The organism is Embleya sp. NPDC127516 (assembly GCF_044765325.1).
In the GTDB taxonomy this organism is placed as follows: Bacteria; Actinomycetota; Actinomycetes; order Streptomycetales; family Streptomycetaceae; genus Embleya.
In genome coordinates this window covers 32,898-50,729 of sequence record NZ_JBIWJT010000010.1, presented here as the reverse complement: position 1 = coordinate 50,729, position 17,832 = coordinate 32,898, and the positions used below count along the sequence as shown (strand labels likewise).

The window sequence follows — 17,832 nt, the reverse complement described above, 5'->3', positions numbered from 1 at the left end:
ACGGAACCGCACCGGCTCGCTCCTCTCCCTACGAGGACAGGACACACGGAGGACCTGTCGTGGCTCGACCTCCATCAAGCCACGGCAACGGCCCACCCCGCAAAGGATTTTCCGGCCGGGGCGGAGGCGATGTACGCGCGCGCCCCGCGCGCACACCCGCGCGCCGCTGTGACAGCCAACCGGGTCGGGCGTACATTCCCGAGGCATGTTCGTCGTCGGGGTAGCCGCGTGGATCACCGCCGTAGCCTGTGTCGTGTTCGGGCGCGACCGCCATCGGCCCCGGGTGCGACCCGTGGTCCGCGACTTCGACGGCGACGGCCCCCGGGAGCGCACCGAATTTCCCCGAGCCGCCCGGGCCGGGTGGATCGCCGGCGTCGCCGCCGCCGCGGTGGGCTCGGCGGCGTTCGTGCTCAGCGTCAGGTGAGCCGAGTCGACCGTTCGCCCGGGGCGCTCGGGCTGCCCGGATCGCTCGGGTTCCCCAGGCTCCCCGGATCGCTCAGGGCACGCGGGGCCGTCGGATAGCTCGAATGGCTCGGATCGCTCAGTCCCTCAGGGCCTCAGGGCCCTCAGGTGAAGACGACCGTGCGAGTCCCGTTGAGCAGCACCCGTCGCTCGGAGTGCCACTTGACCGCGCGCGAGAGCGCCTGGCACTCGACGTCGCGACCGACCGCGACCAGGCCGGCGGGGGTGACCGCGTGGTCCACCCGCTCGACCTCCTGCTCGATGATCGGGCCCTCGTCCAGGTCGCCCGTGACGTAGTGGGCGGTCGCGCCGATCAGCTTGACCCCGCGCGCGTGCGCCTGGTGGTAGGGCTTGGCGCCCTTGAAGCTCGGCAGGAACGAGTGGTGGATGTTGATCGCCCGACCCTCGAGCTGCTTGCACAGGTCGTTCGACAGCACCTGCATGTATCGGGCCAGCACCACCAGTTCCACGTCGTTCTCGCGCACCAGCGCGAGCAGCCGCGCCTCGGCCTCCGGCTTGGTCTCCCGGGTGACCGGGATGTGGTGGAACGGCACACCGTAGGAGCGGGAGAGTTCCTCGAAGTCGCGGTGGTTGGACACCACACCCACGATCTCGATCGGCAGCGCGCCGATGCTGCTGCGGAAGAGCAGGTCGTTCAGGCAGTGGCCGAACTTGCTGACCATCACGAACACGCGCATCCGCGCGTCCCCGTCGTGGATCTGCCAGTCCATGTGGAAGGACGCGCCGACCGCGGTGAAGCCGGCCCGCAGCGCGTCCAACTCGACGCCCTGCTCGGCGGTGAAGTGCACGCGCATGAAGAACAGACCGGTGTCCCGGTCGCCGAACTGCTGGCTGTCCACGATGTTGCAGCCGGTCATCATCAGGAAACTGGCGACCGCGTGCACGATGCCGCGCTTGTCCGGGCAGGACAGCGTCAGCACGTACTGGCCGCCGGTCGACACGTCACCACTGCCGTCGACAGGCTGGGTCTGCTCGGTCATGGACGTGCCCTTCTTCTCCATCTGCGGCATTGGTTTCGGCCTTCCGGGTGCCCGATCCGCTGCTGTCCGCGCGGCCCGATCCCGGACGGGACCCCACCGGCCGGGCGACCCGGCCGGTCGTACAGGATCCCACGTCCCGCGCGGGCTCAGCGCCCGCCGGTGCGGATGCGGAGCACGTCGAGCGAGTCGGGGGGCGCCTCCGGGTCGTCCTCGTCCGTCTTCGCCAGCGCGACGTGCGCGGCCCGCGAGGTGGCGACGACCTGCGGCCAGCGCGAGTGGGTGAGGTAGGCGGGCGCGGGCGCGTCCTCGCCGATGTCGTGCAGGACGGCGAGGATCTCCACCACCGCGGCGTCCACCAGCGCGGCCTCGTCCGCGTCGACGACCAGGCATCCGATGTAGGTGGTCGCGGACCAGCGGTCCAGCCACGAGTCGCCGACCAGGCGATAGACGGCGTCGGTAATCGAGCCGTACTCCGGGCGGCCGGCCAGCCAGGACTCGCGCTGGAACGTCGGGTCGCCGAACATGTGCAGCGCGGAACGGACCTGGGCCCGCCAACGCCACCACGGAACGGTGCTCTGGCGCATACGTGTCATCGTGGCGCCTCCTCCCCTGTCCCCGCTTCGGTTTGGCCGATCCGATCCCGTTCCGTTCCCGATCGGTTCAGGACGGGATGCTTTCGATCACCTCGAATTTCCACCGATCATGCCGCAGACCGGACCGATCCCGACAACCGGGCGGTCCGGTCGCGGGTCGGTCGGCCGGTCGGCTCGCTCAGTCGACGATCTTGATGGTGATCAGCCCGCGCTCGACGTCGTACACGCGCAGCGCGGCCACGTCGAAGCCCGGGTGGTCGCGGATCCAGTTCTGCGCCACGAGCAGGATCCGGGCCGCGGTGTTGAAGGTCTGCGCGGCCTCGGTCGAGTAGTCCCCCGGCAGGTGCGAGGACAGGTCGGTGTCGATCGCGACCTCGTACTTGCCCTTGTGGTCCAGCGTCAGCCGCACCTGCTGCAGACGCGTGCCCTCCGGGGTGGTGTGCAGCGCGGCCAGCATCGCGGACCCGTAGTCGTCCGCGGCCGGCTTGCGGTCGTCCCGCTCGGCGCCGAGCCGGAAGTCGATCGCGTCGCGGTCCGAGTCGAGGATCTCGATCCCGCCGACCCACAACGCCGGATGGTCCTCCGCCCACTGGGCGGTCTCGGTGAGCAGCTTGCCCGCACGGTCGCGGACGATCTCCTCGGCCTGCGTGTCCGAACCGTTGCCGCGAACCAGGTCCGTTTCGAGCGTGACCTTGTAGACCTTGTACGAGCTGGCCACCCGGACCTTGCTCACGTGGCTCCCGTGCGGGGTCGTGCGCAGGTGGGTCAGCAGCTCGGTCCCGTAGGCACCCGATTCGGGAGTATCGCCGGCGGCGGCGGGCGGGACCACCGGCGGCACCGAGCCGCTCGGCCGGTCCGCGGCGGGCTTGGGGCCGTCCGAGGTCAGGCGCGCCGAACTGGGCCCCGTGGTGGCGACCGTGCCGGCGACCCGGCCGGTGTCGGGCGATCCGGAGCACGCGGCGGCGCCGGCCATGGTCGTGGCGAGCAGCACGACCGTCGACAATCGTGTGCGCTTCCGTATGCGTATCAAGGTTCGTGTTCACCCCCTGTCACCCGCCCATGGTGCGGGTTGGCCCTCGGCTCCTACCAGGCGGGGGGTGGCGGGCACTGGAAATATACCGCTTTGCCGGTGCCCCGATCCTGGCCCGGGACTTCGGGCTCGGCGGGCCCGGAGAACCCGCGTCAGGGGTCGACGGCCAGGCGGTAGCCGCGCTTGGTGACCGTGCGGACCAGGCTCGCGTACGGGCCCAGCGCGGCGCGCAGTCGGGCGACCGCCGCCTCCACCGCGTGTTCGTCGGTGCGCGTGTCGGCCCACACCCGGCGCAACAACTCGGCCCGGCTGAGTACCCAGCCCGGCTTCTCGGCGAGCGCGCGCAGCACCGCGCCCGGCACCGGGGGCAGCCAGATGGTCCGACCGTCGACCAACAGCGCGTTGCCCTGCAGGACCAGGCGTTCGGTGCCGGTGTCCAGTTCGCGGCGGGCCCGGGCGGGCAACGTCTCGGTGATCGTGCGCACCAGCGAGCCGAGCCGACCGCGCTCGGGCCACACCGACTCGATGCCCTGCTCGGCCAGCGGCCGCGCGCACACCGGGCCGATGCACACCGGCAGCACGTCGGCCCGCAACGCGGCCAACACGTCGGCCCGGCGGCCGTGTTCGTCGGCGGTGTCCAGGAAAGCGCCGATCGCGGGCGCGCTGGTGAAGGTGAGCGCGTGGATCTCCCGGCGCGCGGTCTGCTCGACCAGGCGGCGCACCGCGGTCGGGTCGTCCGGCGGTCCCCAGCGATACACCGGGATCTCCAGCACGTCCGCGCCGCGCTCGCGCAGCGCGTCGGCGAAGCCCTCCAGCGGCGCGCCGTGTTGCTGGACCGCGATCCGCCGCCCGCGCAGGTCGCGCGCGAGCAGCCAGGCCAACACCTCGTCGCCGGCGTCCGAACCGGGCGAGTACACCTCGCGCAGGCCGCACGCGCGCACCGCGGTCCCCGCTTTCGGCCCCCGGCTGACCACCACGGCGGCCCGGCACGCGGCGGTCAGCCGGGCGCCGCGCCCCCAGCCGTCGGCGGCGGCGAACCAGCCGCGCCAGCCCACGCCGGTGGTGGCCACCACATAGTCGAGGCGACGGTCCAACGCCTGCTCGGTGGCCCGGCGCAGGATCGTGTCCTCGGCCGGCGGCACGATCCGCACGGTGGGCGCGTCGACCACCTTGGCGCCCAAGCCCTGGAGCAGGGCGACGAGTTCCTCGCGACGCCGGGCCGCGGTGACGCCGATGGTGAACCCGATCAGCGGCTCGTCCCCCGTGCCAGTCTCCATGGGGTGAGACTCGCCGACGTGTGTTACGGCTCTGTTGCCGGACGGTCACGCGGGAGTTAGCGCGTGCGTCGAAAGCCGGCGGGAGCGGGGCGGGTCCGCCGGCTTCGGCTCGCCGCCCGACGGAAGCGGGAGCGGGTCCACCGGCTTCGAACCCGCCGCCCGACGGGGTCCGAGGCGAGTCCGGGGGCTCGGAGTTCGCCGCCCGACGGGTCCGGAGCGGGCCCGCCTGCCCCGAGCTCGCCGGCCGGCCGGACCGGGGCGGGTCCGGGGCTCAGAACTCGCCGGCGGTGCGCTTCTTGAGGTTGTGCTCGGTGGCGATCGGGTTCCACAGCCCGACCACCTTGTTCTTCGCGGTGGTGGCCCGCCCGCTCGCGCGGTCGGCGGCGCGCTTGTGGTCGGTGTTCTCGGCGCGCTTGCCCTTGCAGCCGCCCTGGGCCATCTCGGTTCCCCAGGCCGCGAGTTCGCGGTCCGACTCGGCGGAGGCGGTCCACGCGTCGCGCAGGCCCGCGACCAACTGGGCGCCGCCGGTGAGCTTGTCGGTGGACAACTTGGCCAGGCCGGCGAGTTGCTGGTCGCGCTGTCGGGCCGCCTCGTTCAGGGATTGCGCGCCGGCCGCGGGGTCGTCGCACTTCTGGATCCGCTGCACGGCCTGGGACACCACCTGGCGGGACCCGGCGCCGGCCTGGAGGAGCCGATCCACGGCGGACGCCTGGGCGCCGGCCTCGTCGGCCTTGGCCGGCGGTGCGGTGGTCCCGGGCGCTCCGGAGCCCGACGGGTCCGGCTTCGCGGACGAGCCGGCCGCGGTGCCCTTGTCCGCGCTGTCGCTCTTGTCGTCGTCGCCGAACGCGCCGCTGGCGAACACGCCGATCGCGGCGACCACGACGAGCGCACCGACGCCGGCCGCGATCAGCGGGGTCCTGGGCCGCCCGGAGCCGGAGTCGCCGTGACCGCCCGGCCCGGGCCCGTGCGGCGGGGCGCCCGGCGGCGCGTACTGCGGGGAGTAGGGCTGCTGCGCGGCGTATCCGGCGGCCGCGGGCGGCCCCACCGGGCCGGGGGCCGGGGGCCGCGCCGTGTAGGCGGGAGGCGCCGGCTGCGCCGAGTAGGCCGGCGGCAGCGGTTGTCCGGAGGTGCCCGCAGGTCCCGGTCCGGCCGGCGAGGCGCCGACGTCGTCCCGGAACAATCCGGCCGGGAACACCTGGGTGGCGTCGGCCGGTCCGCCGGCGGGCGCCGGGTCGGGGCGGAACAGGTCCGGCCCGACCGCCGGACCGGCCGACGCGCCGGGCGCCCCCGGGGGCGCGTGCACGGGGCGCGGCGGTACGTGCCCCGGCGCGGCGGGCGGCGCGTGCCCGGGGAGCGGCGCGAGCCGGGTCGCTCCGGGTTGGTCGGCCGGGCCTCCCGACGCCTGCGGGTAGGGCGGGTTCGTCCGGTACGGCTCGTTCGGCGGGTAGGGCCCGCCGCCGTACGGCTGCGCCGCGCCGTAGGGCTGTTGTGGCGCGCCGTACCCCTGCGGCGGCCCCTGGTCCGCGTAGTCCTCGAACCTCGGCAGCACCTCGGTTTCGTCGCGCGGGAGTTCGAGCGGACCGAACGGTGACGGCCCCGGCGGCTGCTCGCCGCCCCCGCCCCGTTCGCCCCCGCCGCCGTCCGCTCCACCGGATCCCATGCCATCCACCCGTTCGTCGCCTCGAGCCGTCGCGCCCGGCGGCCGCGCGACCGCCGGTTCGCCCGGCGGCCGGGACCGCGTTCCGCCCGACGGTAACTCAGACGTTCGAGTGGCGAACAGCGGCGCGCCCCCGGGCGCACCGACTCCACCGGCCGAAATCGGCCGAGGAAACACGTCTTCGCGCAGGTCGGCGGCCCACGCGCGGCTCAGACCGGGACGGCGTGCACGGCCTCGGCGAATTCGCGGACCACGTGCTCGTCGCGATACGGCTCCAGTCGGCGCTGGAAGTCCTTGAGGTATTCGAGGCCGCGCGCCGAGTGCAGCCGGCCCACCAGGTCCAGCGCCTGTGCGCCGACCGAGCACGCCTCGTCGAGCCGGTTCTGTTGCAGGTGCGCGGTGGCCAGCAGCAGGGTGTCCACGGCCCGCCGCCGGACCCGCGTGTCGGCGTGCCCGTCCAGGGCCGCGCGGGCCGCCGCCTCGGCCTGTCGGGGCCGGTCCAGGTCGCGGTAGCAGTGCGCGAATTCGTCGGCGAGGTACGCCTGGGAGAAGTGCCCTATCCACTGCGGATCCTCGTCCGGCGTCGCGACGTCCATCGCGGACTGGGCCCGGGACAACGACGCCTCGCACGCGCGCGCGTCGCCGAGCAGCGCGTGCCCGCGTGCCTCGGCGGCGTGGAACATCGCCTGGGTGGTGGGCGTGGCCTCCTGCTTGGCGCCCTCCTGCGCGGCGCGCGCGAGCTGGGTGATCTCGCGCGGGTTGCCCAGGCTGCCCGCGAGGTGGCTCATCCCGGCGGCGAGCACGTATCCGCCGTAGGCGCGGTCGCCCGCGGCCTGGGTCAGCCGCAGGGCCTGGATGTAGTAGCGCTGGGCGAGACCCGGCTGGCCGGTGTCCACGGCCATGTAACCGGCCAGCTCGGTGAGTCGGGCCACGGCCGCGAACAGCGCGCGACCCGTCTCGTCGGAATAGGTCCCGTTGAGCAGCTGGGTGACCACGCTGCCCAGATAGTGCACGACGACCGGGCGGATGTGGCCGGCGCCGAACCGGTGGTCCAGCGCGGACAACATGTCCGTGGTCGCGCACACCGCCTCGATGTCGGAGGCGCCCACGCGCGGCCCGCCGATCCGAGCCACCTGCGCGTCCGGCTCGGTGATCAACCAGTCCCGGCTGGGCGCGACCAGCGCGGCCACCGCGACCGAGGAGTTGAGCAGGAAGTCGCGCCGGTTGACGTCGCTGCGCCACAACTCGGTGACCACCTCGACGGTGGCCGCCGGTGTGGCGGCGAACTGGAGGCCGACGTTGGTCGCCAGGCTGCGACCGTCGGCCATGCCGATCTCCTCGACGGTGACCGGCCGGCCGAGCTTGCGGCCGATCGCCTCGGCGATCAGGTTGGGCACCGCGCCGCGCGGCTGCTGACCGCGCAGCCAGCGGGCCACCGAGGTCTTGTCGTAGCGCAGGTCCATGCCGTGCTCGGCACCGCACATGTTGACCCGGCGGGCGAGCCCGGCATTCGAGCAGCCGGCCTCCTGGATCAGTGCCGTCAACCTTTCGTTGGGCTGCCTGCTCGCCTGCGTTCGCGCGGCCATCGGCGTTCCCTCCCCGACCCGTCGGTGCGGGCTTGTGGCATGCGGGATCGGCGCGACGGGGATCCTCCGGCCCTGTCGTGTCCTCGCCCTGATGCCTGATGAGTCCGTGATGCGTGTCCAGCGGACGTCATCCATCTGCCGAGATCCGGGCCGGCCGGAATTGCCGATCTTGCCCGCCGGTCGTATGAAATGTCATCCGCGTACGGAGCGTAGTGACCCGTATAGAGCAGCGGATAGGGCACCCTTCATTGCGCCCCCGGGTCTGCACCCATGCGCCCCCCTTGCGCCGGATGGCCACCGGTGATCCCGTCGCCCCTGATCATCCGGTTTCGCCCTCCCGAAGTGCGGCGCTCCGGCGCGCGACCCCGCGCCGTTCGGGGTCCGCCGCACGGGTGGCCGCGAGTGCGGCGGCGGCCGGCCGTAACCATCCCGTGGTCCCACAGTTGTGCAGCACGTGGAAGACACCCTGGGGGCCCGGCAGCTCGCCCGCGACACGCTTGTAGAGACCGCAGTCCGTTACGCCGGGGACCGGCACTGGGACGTGGTTCCCGGCGCCTCGGTGATCGAGAACAGTGCGGGGCGTCGTTGCAGCTGCGGCCATCCCGGATGCGCCACCCCGGGCGCGCACCCCATCCTGCGCGACTGGGCGGTCCAGGCGGCCAGCTCGCCGGCGCTGGTGCGGCGCTGGTGGAGCGAGCACCCGGACGCGGCGATCCTGCTGCCCACCGGTCGCGGCTTCGACGTGATCGACGTCCCGGAACAGGCCGGCTGCCTCGCGCTGGCCCGGCTGGAGCGCATGGGGCTGCCGCTCGGCCCGGTGATCGCGACCCCGACCCGGCGGCTCCAGTTTTTCGTACTCCCCGGCGCCCGGGACAAGATGGGCGAGATGTTGCGCCGCATCGGCTGGGGCACCAGCGCGATCGACCTGATCCCCAAGGGCGAGGGCGACTGGGTGGTCGCCCCGCCGTCCCGGATGGGCAGCTCCGGCAGCGCCTCGTGGGCCCGCGAACCCACCGAACTCAACCGCTGGCTCCCCGAAGCCCGCGAACTGGTGAGCCCCATCGCCTACGCCTGCGGCCGAGCACTGGTCGAGGCCAGGTAGCGAACAACCTGCCCAGTGGCCGCGGGGCCCCAGCACGCCGCCCCATCGCGGTGGATCCGCAGCCATCCCACCCGAAGGCGCGAATGGGCGGGTGGGCACAAAACCCCCAACCCGCCCAAGACGCAACGCAAGGGCCCTCGCACCCGAACCATCTCGGATACGAGGGCCCATCGACCCGCGCGCTTACGCGCAACTACCGCGCGGCCACAAACACGTGCGACGCGACCTCCGGCGACAGCTCCGCGGCTTCGCCGCCGCTGCCCGCCATCACGCCACCCGCGGACTCGTGCACACTCACGACCGCCCCGGGACGAATCCCGGCTCGGCGCAACGTGTACATCAGTTGGGCGTCGGTCTGCAGCGGCTCACCGAGCCGCCGCACCACGACGTTCTTGCCTTCCGGCCCCGCCGACTCGAGCAGCGTGACCAGCCCGCCTTCCTTGAAGGAGTCGGCGTGCAGCTCCTGGTCCAGCTCCTCCAGGCCCGGGATCGGGTTGCCGTACGGCGATTCCTTGGGATAGCGCAGCAGTTCGAGCAGGCGACGTTCCACCTGCTCACTGATCACGTGCTCCCAACGGCACGCCTCGGCGTGCACCTGTTCCCAGGGCAATCCGATGACGTCCACGAGCAGGCACTCGGCGAGCCGGTGCTTGCGCATGACCCGCGTCGCGATTCCCCGCCCTTCGGGCGTCAGTTCCAGGTGACGGTCACCTTCGACCGTCAACAACCCGTCCCGCTCCATCCGTGCCACGGTCTGGCTCACGGTCGGCCCGCTCTGCTCCAGCCGCTCCGCGATCCGCGCCCGCAGCGGGACCACGCCCTCCTCCTCCAGCTCGAAAATCGTCCGGAGGTACATCTCCGTGGTGTCGATGAGTCCACTCACGACCAGCGGCTCCGTTCTTGGTGGTCCTGCCGTCCAATTCTGACGCACCTGGACCGCCGACGCGGACGTCCGGCCGATCGAGCCCCCGCGGCTTTCCCCGTCCGCGCCGTCCCGCGCGTGCCGCCGCGTCATCCGTACGTGTCTGCCGCCCGCGTGGGCCCACGCTGTGGGGTGCGTACGGTCATAACGTTCCGGTATGCCATTGCCATCCCGGAAGACCTCGGGTCCGTCCGGATCCCCCGATCGTGTACATGTCCTCTGGTTCCGTCGTGATCTCCGGCTGACCGATCATCCGGCACTGCACGCCGCGGCCGGAACCGGCTTTCCCGGCACCGGGGACGGCGAGCCCGCCCGAGTGTTGCCGCTGTTCGTCCTGGACCCGGTCCTGTGGGACGCCTCCGGGCCCGCCCGCCGGGCACACCTGATCCGCTCGCTGCGCGCCCTGGACGCGGACCTGCGCGAGCTCGGCGGGCGTCTGGTGATCCGCGCGGGCGACCCGACCCGCGAGCTACCCGCGCTCGTGCGCGCGGTCGGCGCCGCCGAGGTGCACGTCAGCGCCGACTTCGGGCCCTACGGACGCACCCGCGACGCGGCCGTCGCGGCGGCCCTCGAAGTGCCGCTGCGGGCCACCGGATCGCCGTACGCGGTGGCCCCGGGGCGGGTGCGCAAGGCCGACGGGTCGCCCTACCGGGTGTTCACGCCGTTCCTGCGCGCGTGGCTCGAGCACGACCGGCGCGCCCCGCTGCCGCGACCGACCGATCTCACGTGGGCGTGGGCCGACTCGGTCGACTACCCGGCCGCCCCCGCGCCCGCCGGGGTACGCCTGCCCGAGGCGGGCGAGCGGGTCGCGCGCGAGACCTGGGACGAGTTCCGCGCGCACGGCCTGGACCGCTACCGCGAACTGCGCGACCGGGCCGACCTGAACGGCACCTCACGGCTGTCGGTGCACCTGAAATTCGGCGAGATCCACCCGCGCACACTGCTCGCCGGCCGGGTCGACGAGACCTTCCGCAGCGAACTGGCCTGGCGCGAGTTCTACGCCGACGTGTTGTGGCACCAGCCGGAGACCGCCCGCGAGTACCTGAACCGGGACATGGCCGACATGCGCTACGACAGCGGCCCGGACGCCGACGCGCTGTTCGACGCGTGGCGCGCGGGCCGGACCGGCTTCCCGTTCGTGGACGCGGGGATGCGGCAACTGCTCGCCGAGGGCTGGATGCACAACCGGGTGCGCATGGTGGTCGCGTCCTTCCTGGTCAAGGACCTGCACCAGGAGTGGACGCGCGGCGCGGCGCACTTCATGCGGCACCTCGTGGACGGCGACCTCGCCTCCAACAGCCACGGCTGGCAGTGGACCGCGGGCTGCGGCACGGACGCGTCGCCGTGGTTTCGGGTCTTCAATCCGATCACCCAGGGCCGAAGGTTCGACCCCGACGGGGACTACGTCCGGCGCTACGTCCCCGAGTTGCGCGGCATCGCGGGCAAGGCGGTGCACGAGCCGTGGCGGATCGGCGTCGAGGGCTATCCCGACCCGGTCGTCGAGCACGCCGAGGAAAGACGCGTCGCGCTCGACCGCTACCAGGCGATCCGGCGGTAAGGTGCCGGATCCGCGTACGCACGGCGGATCCGTATACGAAGCTCGGAACACACCGAAACGAACGGGAGGACCGGGGATGGTCGAGCTGGGTGCGCGCTACCTCGACGCGGCGATCGCGCTGCTGGAGCGACTGCGGGACGAAGAGCTGCCCACCGTCGACCGTGCCGCGGACCGGATCGCCGAGGCGTTGGCGGCCGGTGGCCGGCTGTTCGTGTTCGGCGGCGGCCACTCCGCGCTCGCCGCGCAGGACGTGATCTACCGCGCGGGCGGCCTGATCCTGGCCAACCCGCTGATCGCCCCAGGCAACGAACTCACCGTGCGCCCGATCACGGTCAGCACCGCGGTGGAGAAGCTCGCCGAACTGGCCGGCCCGGTCCTGGACGGCGCGGGCCTGCGCAAGGGCGACGCGCTCGTGGTGATCTCGTTGTCCGGACGCAACGGGCTGCCCGTGGAGCTGGCCCGTCAGGCGCGCGAGCGCGGCGTGCTCGTGATCGGCGTCACCTCGATCGTGGCCAGCAGGGCCGAGTCGCCCAGGCATCCGTCGGGTACGCGAGTCCTCGACAACTGCGACATCGTCCTGGACACCGCCATCGCGCCCGGCGACGCCGCGCTGGAGGTGGACGGCGTACCGCAGCGGATCGGCCCGACCTCGGGCGTGGTGTGCTCGGCGGTGCTGCAGACACTCATGGTCGGCGTGATCGGCCACCTGGTTTCCCGGGGGGTCGAACCCCCGGTGTTCATGTCCGCGAACGTCGAGGGCGGAGCCGCGTGGAACGAGCGGTTGCTGGCCGAACACGCGGACCGGATCTTCTACCTGAGGTGAACCCGGCAGTGCATCCCAACGCACGGTCCCAGTCTCCCGATCGGCGGGCGCCGGACCGGCAGACCCCGGACCGACGGTCTCCCACCGCTCCGCCGCCGGCGGCCGAGCCGGTCGAGGTGCCCGACCGGCGCTCGGCCGCGATCGTGGTCCCGGCCCGCTTCAACGGGCCGCCGGGCATGGGCAACGGCGGCTACCTGGCCGGGCTGCTGGCCGCGCGAGCGAGCGGCGGGACGGCCTCCGGGGTGACCGTGACGCTGCGCCGCGCGATGCCGCTGGATCGGCCGCTGCCGGTCACCCGCGACGCCGCTACCGGCGGGCTGACCCTGGGTCGGGAGGACGGGCCGATCGCGGAGGCGATCCCGGTCGACGCCGCGCTGCCGCTGCCCACGCCGATCGACGCGGCCACTCCGGCCGAGGCCCGCGAGGCGAGCCGGGCCTTCCCCGGCTTCGCGGCGTGGAACCCCTACACCGAATGCTTCGTGTGCGGCACCGGGCGCGCCGAGGGTGACGGCCTGCGGTTGTTCCCCGGCCTGCTCGCCGACCGTCCGGACACCAACGCGTGCGTGTGGACCCCGCACACCTCGCTGGTGGCGCCCGGTACCGAGCAGATCGGGCCCGAGTTCGTCTGGGCCGCGCTCGACTGCCCCGGCGGCTGGACCGGGATGGACGCCGACACCGCGCTCCTGCTGGGCCGGATGACCGCGTACGTGTACGCACTGCCCTATCCCGACGAACCGTGCGTCGTGCTCGGCCGCCGACTCGGCCGCGAGGGCCGCAAGGTGCGCACCGCGACGACGCTCTACGACGCCGAGGGCCGGGTGGCCGCGCACGCCGAACAGGTGTGGATCGCGCCGCGCACCTGACGCCCGCCGCACCGGCCGGCGCAGGCGCGCACCCGTGCGACACGCCCTACGGTTGCGGATCACGCGCGTCGTAGCGCCAGAAGCCGCGCCACCGCAGCGACAGCGCGATCACCAGGACCACGCAGGCCAGGCCGCCGCTGACCACCGAGATGCGCTCGGTGGTCAGCGACGCCACCGACCCGGCCTCGAAGTCGCCCAGCCGTGGCCCGCCGGCGACCACCACGATGAACACGCCGGCCAGTCGCCCACGCATCGCGTCCGGCGTCGCCACCTGCATGATGGTGTTCCGGAACACCATGCTGATGGTGTCCGCGCAGCCCGCCAGGGCGAGCAGGATCAGTCCCAGCCACAGCGGACCGCCCAGCCCGAACACGGTGATGCACGAGCCCCACGCGATCACCGCGAGCACCACCGCGCGCCCCTGCCGCCGCACGCGGCCCAGCCAACCGGAGAACAATCCGCCCGCGAGCGCGCCGACCGCCGGCGCCGCGACCAGCAGGCCGACCGTGGTCGCCCCGCCGCCGTACAGCGTCGCCGCCATCGCCGGGAACAGCGCGCGGGGCATGCCGAACACCATCGCGACGATGTCGGTCAGGAACGTCATCCGGACGTTGGGCCTGCCGCGCAGAAAGCGCAGCCCCTCCAGCACCGAGGCCCGCTTGCGCCCGTCCTCGGCCCGGGTCGGCGGCATCGACGGCAGCCGCCACATCGCGTACAGCGCCGCGGAGAAGGCGATCGCGTCGATCAGGTAGGCGGCCTGGAAGCTCCACAGGCCGATCACCAGGCCGCCCAGCATCGGCCCGACCGTCATCGCGAGGGCCATCGCTATCGAGTTCAGCGCGTTGGCCGCGGGCAGCCGCGCCGGCGGCAACAGTTTGGGGAGCATCGAGGTGCGCGCGGGGTTGTTCACCGCGAAGAACGCCGACTGCACCGCGACCGCCACGTACAGCAGCCACACCTGTGCGAGGTCGAGGAACGCCTGCCCGGCCAACACGATCGACACCGCGGCGAGTCCGCTCGCGGTCACCAGGCCGACCAGTCGGCGGTCCAGGCTGTCCGCGATCGCGCCGCCGAGCAGCCCGAACACGATCAGCGGAAGCACCGAGCACAGCCCCACCACCCCGACCGCGAAATTGGACCCGGTCAGGTCGTACACCTGGATCGCCACCGCGACGGCGGTCATCTGCTGGCCCAGCGAGGACACCGAGTGCCCGAACCACAGGCGACGGAAGTCGGGGAACTCGCGCAGCGGGGTCACGTCCGCCAGGACGGCTTTGGCGAAGCGTTTCGAGGCAGGGGGCACCCGCCTCATCCAATCCCAATGCCCCCTGCATCTATTCCTGATTTCGATGTGGGATCGGGCACCCCGAAAATGCGTTGCACCCGCCCACGAGCGGATCTAACCTCACTGGCACACGGGAGAGGAGGTGGTCTGAAGTTGCATAGCATTCGGACGCGTGAGGTGGCTGCCCGCTAGCCGCCACTCCGGTTTACCGGCTCGGCAGGCCCCGTCGTGAGTGCACCGCGACGGACGCAGGCAGGCGGCCGGCAACACCAGGCAGACACCCGACCCGCAGGTCGCCGGGATCGTCCCCCGGCCTTCGTTCCACCTCACCGAGGTGGACGGAGAAGCGACCTGCGGGTCGCTGTCGTTCACGGACCCGATGACCGACCCGGCGGCGAACCCGGTCGCGCCGAAACTCGTCCGACCCGACGACCGGGGGCCCGCGACCCATTCCGGTTCACGGGCTCAGTCGCTCGACCCGCCACCTCGACCCCTCGTCGCCCTCGCGCAGGTACAGCAGTCGGTCGTGCATCCGGTTCTCGCGCCCCTGCCAGAACTCCACCGCGTCCGGCCGGACCCGAAAGCCGCCCCAGAACTCCGGCACCGGGATGTCGTCGATGGCCGCGAATCCGGCCTCGGCCTCGGCGTACCGCTTCTCCAACTGCTCGCGCCCGGAGACCGCGGCGGACTGCTCGCTCGCCCAGGCACCGATCCGCGAGCCGCGCGGCCGGGAGCGGAAGTACTCGGCGGTGGTCTCGCGCGACACCCGTTCGGCCGAACCGGTCACCACTACCTGACGCGCGAGCGCGTGCCACGGGAAGAGCAGGCTCACCGCCGGGTTCGCGGCCAGTTCGGCGCCCTTGCGCGAGCCGTAGTTCGTATAGAAGACGAAGCCCCGTTCGTCGAACTCCTTGAGCAGGACGGTGCGGGTGCTGGGCTGTCCGTCCGGCGTCGCGGTGGCCACGACCATCGCGTTGGGCTCGGGCAGTTCGGCCGCCGCCACCTCGGCCAGCCAGGCGGTGAACAGCGGGAAGGGGGTCGGCGGCAAGGCGCCGACGTCGATGCCTTCGCCTCGGTACTGCCGGCGCATCGCGGCAAGCTCGGTGAACTCCACGGACAACGAGTACCACCAGTCGCCCGCCCCCGGCACGATCACCCCCGACGAGTGACCATCGGGTGACCGACCCGGGCCGATTTGTGCCGGACCTCACTCGCCCGGGTGCGTTCCGGCGTAGGTCGTCTCGATATCAAGAGATATCCTGACCGACGGACTTCGATCGGCCCATACCTTCAAGCGAGGCACCATCCCGAGCCTCGCCCGGACCGAGCGGAACACCTCCCCGAATCACCGGCGGATCCCAGGTGCGGAGCTTGATCGGCACCATGCGCCCCGGCCTTTTCGGGGGAAGACACGGTGTGGTAGTGCGGGGTATGAAGGACCCGGCCACAAGTCAGTCGAGATCGCATGAGGAGCCGCCTGATGTCCGAGTTCGTACCCGGGCTCGAAGGAGTCATAGCGTTCGAGACGGAGATCGCCGAACCCGACAAGGAGGGTGGCGCGCTCCGGTACCGAGGTGTGGACATCGAGGATCTCGTCGGCCACGTCTCGTTCGGCAATGTCTGGGGCCTGCTGGTGGATGGGGCGTTCAACCCCGGCCTGCCACCGGCCGAACCGTTTCCGATCCCGATCCATTCGGGCGATGTCCGCGTGGACGTGCAGAGCGCGCTGGCCATGCTCGCCCCGGTGTGGGGTCTGAAACCGCTGCACGACATCGACGACACCCAGGCGCGGGACGACCTCGCCCGGGCCGCCGTGATGGCGCTGTCGTATGTCGCCCAGTCGGCCCGCGGCTTGGAGAAGCCGATGGTCCCGCAGAGCGAGATCGACAAGGCGCAGACCATCGTCGAGCGCTTCATGATCCGCTGGCGCGGCGAGCCGGATCCGCAGCACGTCAAGGCGGTCGACGCCTATTGGACGTCGGCGGCCGAGCACGGCATGAACGCCTCGACGTTCACCGCGCGGGTGATCGCCGGCACCGGTGCCGACGTCGCGGCGTGTCTGTCCGGCGCGGTCGGCGCGATGTCCGGCCCGCTGCACGGTGGTGCGCCCTCGCGCGTGCTGCACATGATCGAGGAGATCGAGCGCACCGGCGACGCCACGGCGTACGTCAAGGGCGTCCTCGACCGGGGCGAGCGCCTGATGGGTTTCGGCCACCGCGTGTACCGCGCCGAGGACCCTCGCGCACGTGTGCTGCGACGGACGGCCAAGGAGTTGGGGGCGCCTCGCTACGAGGTGGCCGCGGCACTGGAGAAGGCGGCGTTGGAGGAGCTCCAGGCTCGGCGCCCCGACCGCATCCTGGCCACCAACGTGGAGTTCTGGGCCGCGGTGATGCTGGACTTCGCCCAGGTGCCGGCCCACATGTTCACCTCGATGTTCACCTGCGCCCGGACCGCCGGGTGGAGCGCGCACATCCTGGAGCACAAGCGCACGTCGCGTCTGGTGCGTCCGGCCGCCCTGTACGTCGGCCCGGGCACCCGCCCGATCACCGAGGTCCCGGGCTACGACGACACGGTCCGCAACCTGAAGCACTGAGCGTTCGACGCGCTCGACGCTCACCCGGAGCCCCGCCACCCGTCAGGGTGCGGGGTTCCGTCATGCCCGGCCCGGCCCCGGGTCCGGTCGCGCGCCACGGGATCCCGGTCAGACGCGACCTTCCAGGATGGCCACCTGGCGCTCGTCGTCGGCGCGGGGGCAGGTGCCGCACAGCGCGTCGGGCTCCAGCGTGTACCAGAGGCAGCACACGCTCTGGGTGCGGTGGCAGTGGGTGCGGCCCTCGGTGCCCCGGAGGGTACGGAATCCGGCGTCGCGCTTGAACCGGCCGGTGTCGCCGGGAAAGAGTTCGCCGAGTTCGCGGACCGCGCGCTCGCCCTCGTCCGCGCCCAGCGAGCGGCCCAGGTACCAGACCGCGCTCACCACCTCGTCCGCCACCATCCCCCACACCACCCGCTCGCCGCGCCGCAGGTGCGGCCGGAACGCGGTGAGCAGCGGCTCCAGGTGCTCGGACACCGCGCGCAGCAGCACCGCGCGCAGGGCGGCCTCGTCGGCCACCACCCGCGCGCCGGGAGCGCCCGCGTCCGGGTCGTCGGGCAGGCACGCGAAGGCGTTCGAGGTGACGGTGAGGCACTTGCTCGACCGTTCCGGCGAGAGGTCGAGCCATACGTCGTCCAGGTCCACCAACGGGACCCGGCGGCTGAGGAACCACGGCCCGGCGAACATCAGGCACGCGTACCAGGCGTAGCCGTGCAGGGCCCACATCGCGATCGCGTCCGCGCGCGGCTCGGCGGCCACGGACGCGGTGATCCGCTGCCGCTCGGCGGTCAGCACACCCTCGAGCACCTCGGGGTCCTCGGCCACGCGCGCCACGCACAGCAGACCCGCCCGCGGATGCCCCGCCTCGACCGTGATCAGCGGACACGCCGCGCCGAGCCCGCGAAAGGTCTCCGTCAACGCGGGGCAGGGCCCGGACTCCCGAAGATCGACCAACGTCATGATCCGAAGGTAAGGCTTGCCTAACCCGGATGTCCACGTAAGTGATCGAGATGTCCCGCACATCACCCGTGTGCCGGGCGACCGCTCGTCGGCACACCGACCGAGGTCCGCGGCGGCCGGCCG

At 72.6% G+C, this 17,832-nt stretch carries 16 protein-coding genes; 6 read left to right on the top strand and 10 right to left on the bottom strand.

Going from position 1 to position 17,832, the window contains the following annotated elements; translation table 11 throughout:
* Positions 1 to 205 precede the first annotated feature (205 nt).
* Positions 206 to 424, top strand: a complete 219-nt coding sequence (locus ACIRL2_RS20415; protein WP_402233823.1) for a hypothetical protein — start codon at positions 206 to 208, stop codon at positions 422 to 424.
* Between the two features lie 142 nt (positions 425 to 566).
* Here ACIRL2_RS20415 and purU read toward each other — a convergent pair whose 3' ends face one another.
* The 6 genes from purU to ACIRL2_RS20385 all read right to left on the bottom strand — a co-directional run bounded on the left by purU (position 567) and on the right by ACIRL2_RS20385 (position 7,606).
* Positions 567 to 1,463, bottom strand: coding sequence for a formyltetrahydrofolate deformylase (gene purU / locus ACIRL2_RS20410; protein ID WP_395873360.1), 897 nt, complete (start codon positions 1,461 to 1,463; stop codon positions 567 to 569).
* A 146-nt stretch (positions 1,464 to 1,609) separates the two neighbouring features.
* Positions 1,610 to 2,047: a hypothetical protein gene (locus ACIRL2_RS20405; RefSeq protein WP_395873387.1), complete on the bottom strand. Its 438-nt coding sequence runs from the start codon at positions 2,045 to 2,047 to the stop codon at positions 1,610 to 1,612.
* A 187-nt stretch (positions 2,048 to 2,234) separates the two neighbouring features.
* Positions 2,235 to 3,047 carry a hypothetical protein gene (locus ACIRL2_RS20400; RefSeq protein ID WP_395873361.1) on the bottom strand — a complete coding sequence of 271 codons (813 nt, stop codon included), beginning with the start codon at positions 3,045 to 3,047 and terminating at the stop codon, positions 2,235 to 2,237.
* Between the two features lie 191 nt (positions 3,048 to 3,238).
* Positions 3,239 to 4,363 (bottom strand): uroporphyrinogen-III synthase, encoded by a 1,125-nt coding sequence (locus ACIRL2_RS20395; protein WP_402233821.1) that lies wholly within the window; start codon positions 4,361 to 4,363, stop codon positions 3,239 to 3,241.
* Positions 4,364 to 4,634: 271 nt separating this feature from the next.
* A complete protein-coding gene (locus tag ACIRL2_RS20390; protein ID WP_402233819.1) occupies positions 4,635 to 6,023 on the bottom strand; it encodes a hypothetical protein in 1,389 nt (462 codons plus the stop codon).
* Between the two features lie 206 nt (positions 6,024 to 6,229).
* Entirely contained in the window at positions 6,230 to 7,606 is a 1,377-nt protein-coding gene (locus ACIRL2_RS20385; protein WP_395873364.1) for a transcriptional regulator, read from the bottom strand.
* 445 nt (positions 7,607 to 8,051) lie between these two features.
* Here ACIRL2_RS20385 and ACIRL2_RS20380 point away from each other — a divergent pair, with 445 nt between their 5' ends.
* Positions 8,052 to 8,708: a bifunctional DNA primase/polymerase gene (locus ACIRL2_RS20380; protein ID WP_395873365.1), complete on the top strand. Its 657-nt coding sequence runs from the start codon at positions 8,052 to 8,054 to the stop codon at positions 8,706 to 8,708.
* Between the two features lie 193 nt (positions 8,709 to 8,901).
* Here the strand turns inward: ACIRL2_RS20380 and ACIRL2_RS20375 are convergent, their stop codons facing one another.
* On the bottom strand, positions 8,902 to 9,591 hold the full coding sequence (locus ACIRL2_RS20375) for an iron dependent repressor, metal binding and dimerization domain protein (protein WP_355538171.1): 690 nt from the start codon (positions 9,589 to 9,591) through the stop codon (positions 8,902 to 8,904).
* Between the two features lie 196 nt (positions 9,592 to 9,787).
* Here ACIRL2_RS20375 and ACIRL2_RS20370 point away from each other — a divergent pair, with 196 nt between their 5' ends.
* From ACIRL2_RS20370 to ACIRL2_RS20360, 3 genes are all read left to right on the top strand, one after another.
* Positions 9,788 to 11,188 (top strand): cryptochrome/photolyase family protein, encoded by a 1,401-nt coding sequence (locus tag ACIRL2_RS20370; protein ID WP_395873366.1) that lies wholly within the window; start codon positions 9,788 to 9,790, stop codon positions 11,186 to 11,188.
* A gap of 76 nt (positions 11,189 to 11,264) precedes the next feature.
* Positions 11,265 to 12,011, top strand: a complete 747-nt coding sequence (locus ACIRL2_RS20365) for a sugar isomerase domain-containing protein (protein ID WP_395873367.1) — start codon at positions 11,265 to 11,267, stop codon at positions 12,009 to 12,011.
* Between the two features lie 8 nt (positions 12,012 to 12,019).
* A complete protein-coding gene (locus ACIRL2_RS20360) occupies positions 12,020 to 12,874 on the top strand; it encodes a hypothetical protein (RefSeq protein WP_402233816.1) in 855 nt (284 codons plus the stop codon).
* A 46-nt stretch (positions 12,875 to 12,920) separates the two neighbouring features.
* Here ACIRL2_RS20360 and ACIRL2_RS20355 read toward each other — a convergent pair whose 3' ends face one another.
* Together ACIRL2_RS20355 and pdxH are read right to left on the bottom strand one after the other, a co-directional pair.
* On the bottom strand, positions 12,921 to 14,177 hold the full coding sequence (locus ACIRL2_RS20355) for an MFS transporter (RefSeq protein WP_402233814.1): 1,257 nt from the start codon (positions 14,175 to 14,177) through the stop codon (positions 12,921 to 12,923).
* Positions 14,178 to 14,616: 439 nt separating this feature from the next.
* Positions 14,617 to 15,249: a pyridoxamine 5'-phosphate oxidase gene (pdxH, locus tag ACIRL2_RS20350; protein WP_402234067.1), complete on the bottom strand. Its 633-nt coding sequence runs from the start codon at positions 15,247 to 15,249 to the stop codon at positions 14,617 to 14,619.
* Positions 15,250 to 15,639: 390 nt separating this feature from the next.
* On the opposite strand from pdxH, the gene ACIRL2_RS20345 reads away from it, so the two are divergent.
* Entirely contained in the window at positions 15,640 to 16,752 is a 1,113-nt protein-coding gene (locus ACIRL2_RS20345; RefSeq protein ID WP_395873370.1) for a citrate synthase 2, read from the top strand.
* A 108-nt stretch (positions 16,753 to 16,860) separates the two neighbouring features.
* Here the strand turns inward: ACIRL2_RS20345 and ACIRL2_RS20340 are convergent, their stop codons facing one another.
* Positions 16,861 to 17,709: a (2Fe-2S)-binding protein gene (locus tag ACIRL2_RS20340; protein WP_402233812.1), complete on the bottom strand. Its 849-nt coding sequence runs from the start codon at positions 17,707 to 17,709 to the stop codon at positions 16,861 to 16,863.
* Positions 17,710 to 17,832: the final 123 nt, after the last annotated feature.

Excerpts from the sequence above, each read along its gene's own strand:
- ACIRL2_RS20395 (WP_402233821.1), bottom strand. The coding sequence starts at position 4,363 with ATGGAGACTGGCACGGGGGACGAGCCGCTGATCGGGTTCACCATCGGC.
- ACIRL2_RS20370 (WP_395873366.1), top strand. The coding sequence starts at position 9,788 with ATGCCATTGCCATCCCGGAAGACCTCGGGTCCGTCCGGATCCCCCGAT.
- ACIRL2_RS20365 (WP_395873367.1), top strand. The coding sequence starts at position 11,265 with ATGGTCGAGCTGGGTGCGCGCTACCTCGACGCGGCGATCGCGCTGCTG.
- ACIRL2_RS20415 (WP_402233823.1), top strand. The coding sequence starts at position 206 with ATGTTCGTCGTCGGGGTAGCCGCGTGGATCACCGCCGTAGCCTGTGTC.
- ACIRL2_RS20385 (WP_395873364.1), bottom strand. The coding sequence starts at position 7,606 with ATGGCCGCGCGAACGCAGGCGAGCAGGCAGCCCAACGAAAGGTTGACG.
- ACIRL2_RS20345 (WP_395873370.1), top strand. The coding sequence starts at position 15,640 with ATGTCCGAGTTCGTACCCGGGCTCGAAGGAGTCATAGCGTTCGAGACG.
- ACIRL2_RS20390 (WP_402233819.1), bottom strand. The coding sequence starts at position 6,023 with ATGGGATCCGGTGGAGCGGACGGCGGCGGGGGCGAACGGGGCGGGGGC.
- pdxH (WP_402234067.1), bottom strand. The coding sequence starts at position 15,249 with ATGCGCCGGCAGTACCGAGGCGAAGGCATCGACGTCGGCGCCTTGCCG.
- purU (WP_395873360.1), bottom strand. The coding sequence starts at position 1,463 with ATGACCGAGCAGACCCAGCCTGTCGACGGCAGTGGTGACGTGTCGACC.
- ACIRL2_RS20340 (WP_402233812.1), bottom strand. The coding sequence starts at position 17,709 with ATGACGTTGGTCGATCTTCGGGAGTCCGGGCCCTGCCCCGCGTTGACG.
- ACIRL2_RS20405 (WP_395873387.1), bottom strand. The coding sequence starts at position 2,047 with ATGCGCCAGAGCACCGTTCCGTGGTGGCGTTGGCGGGCCCAGGTCCGT.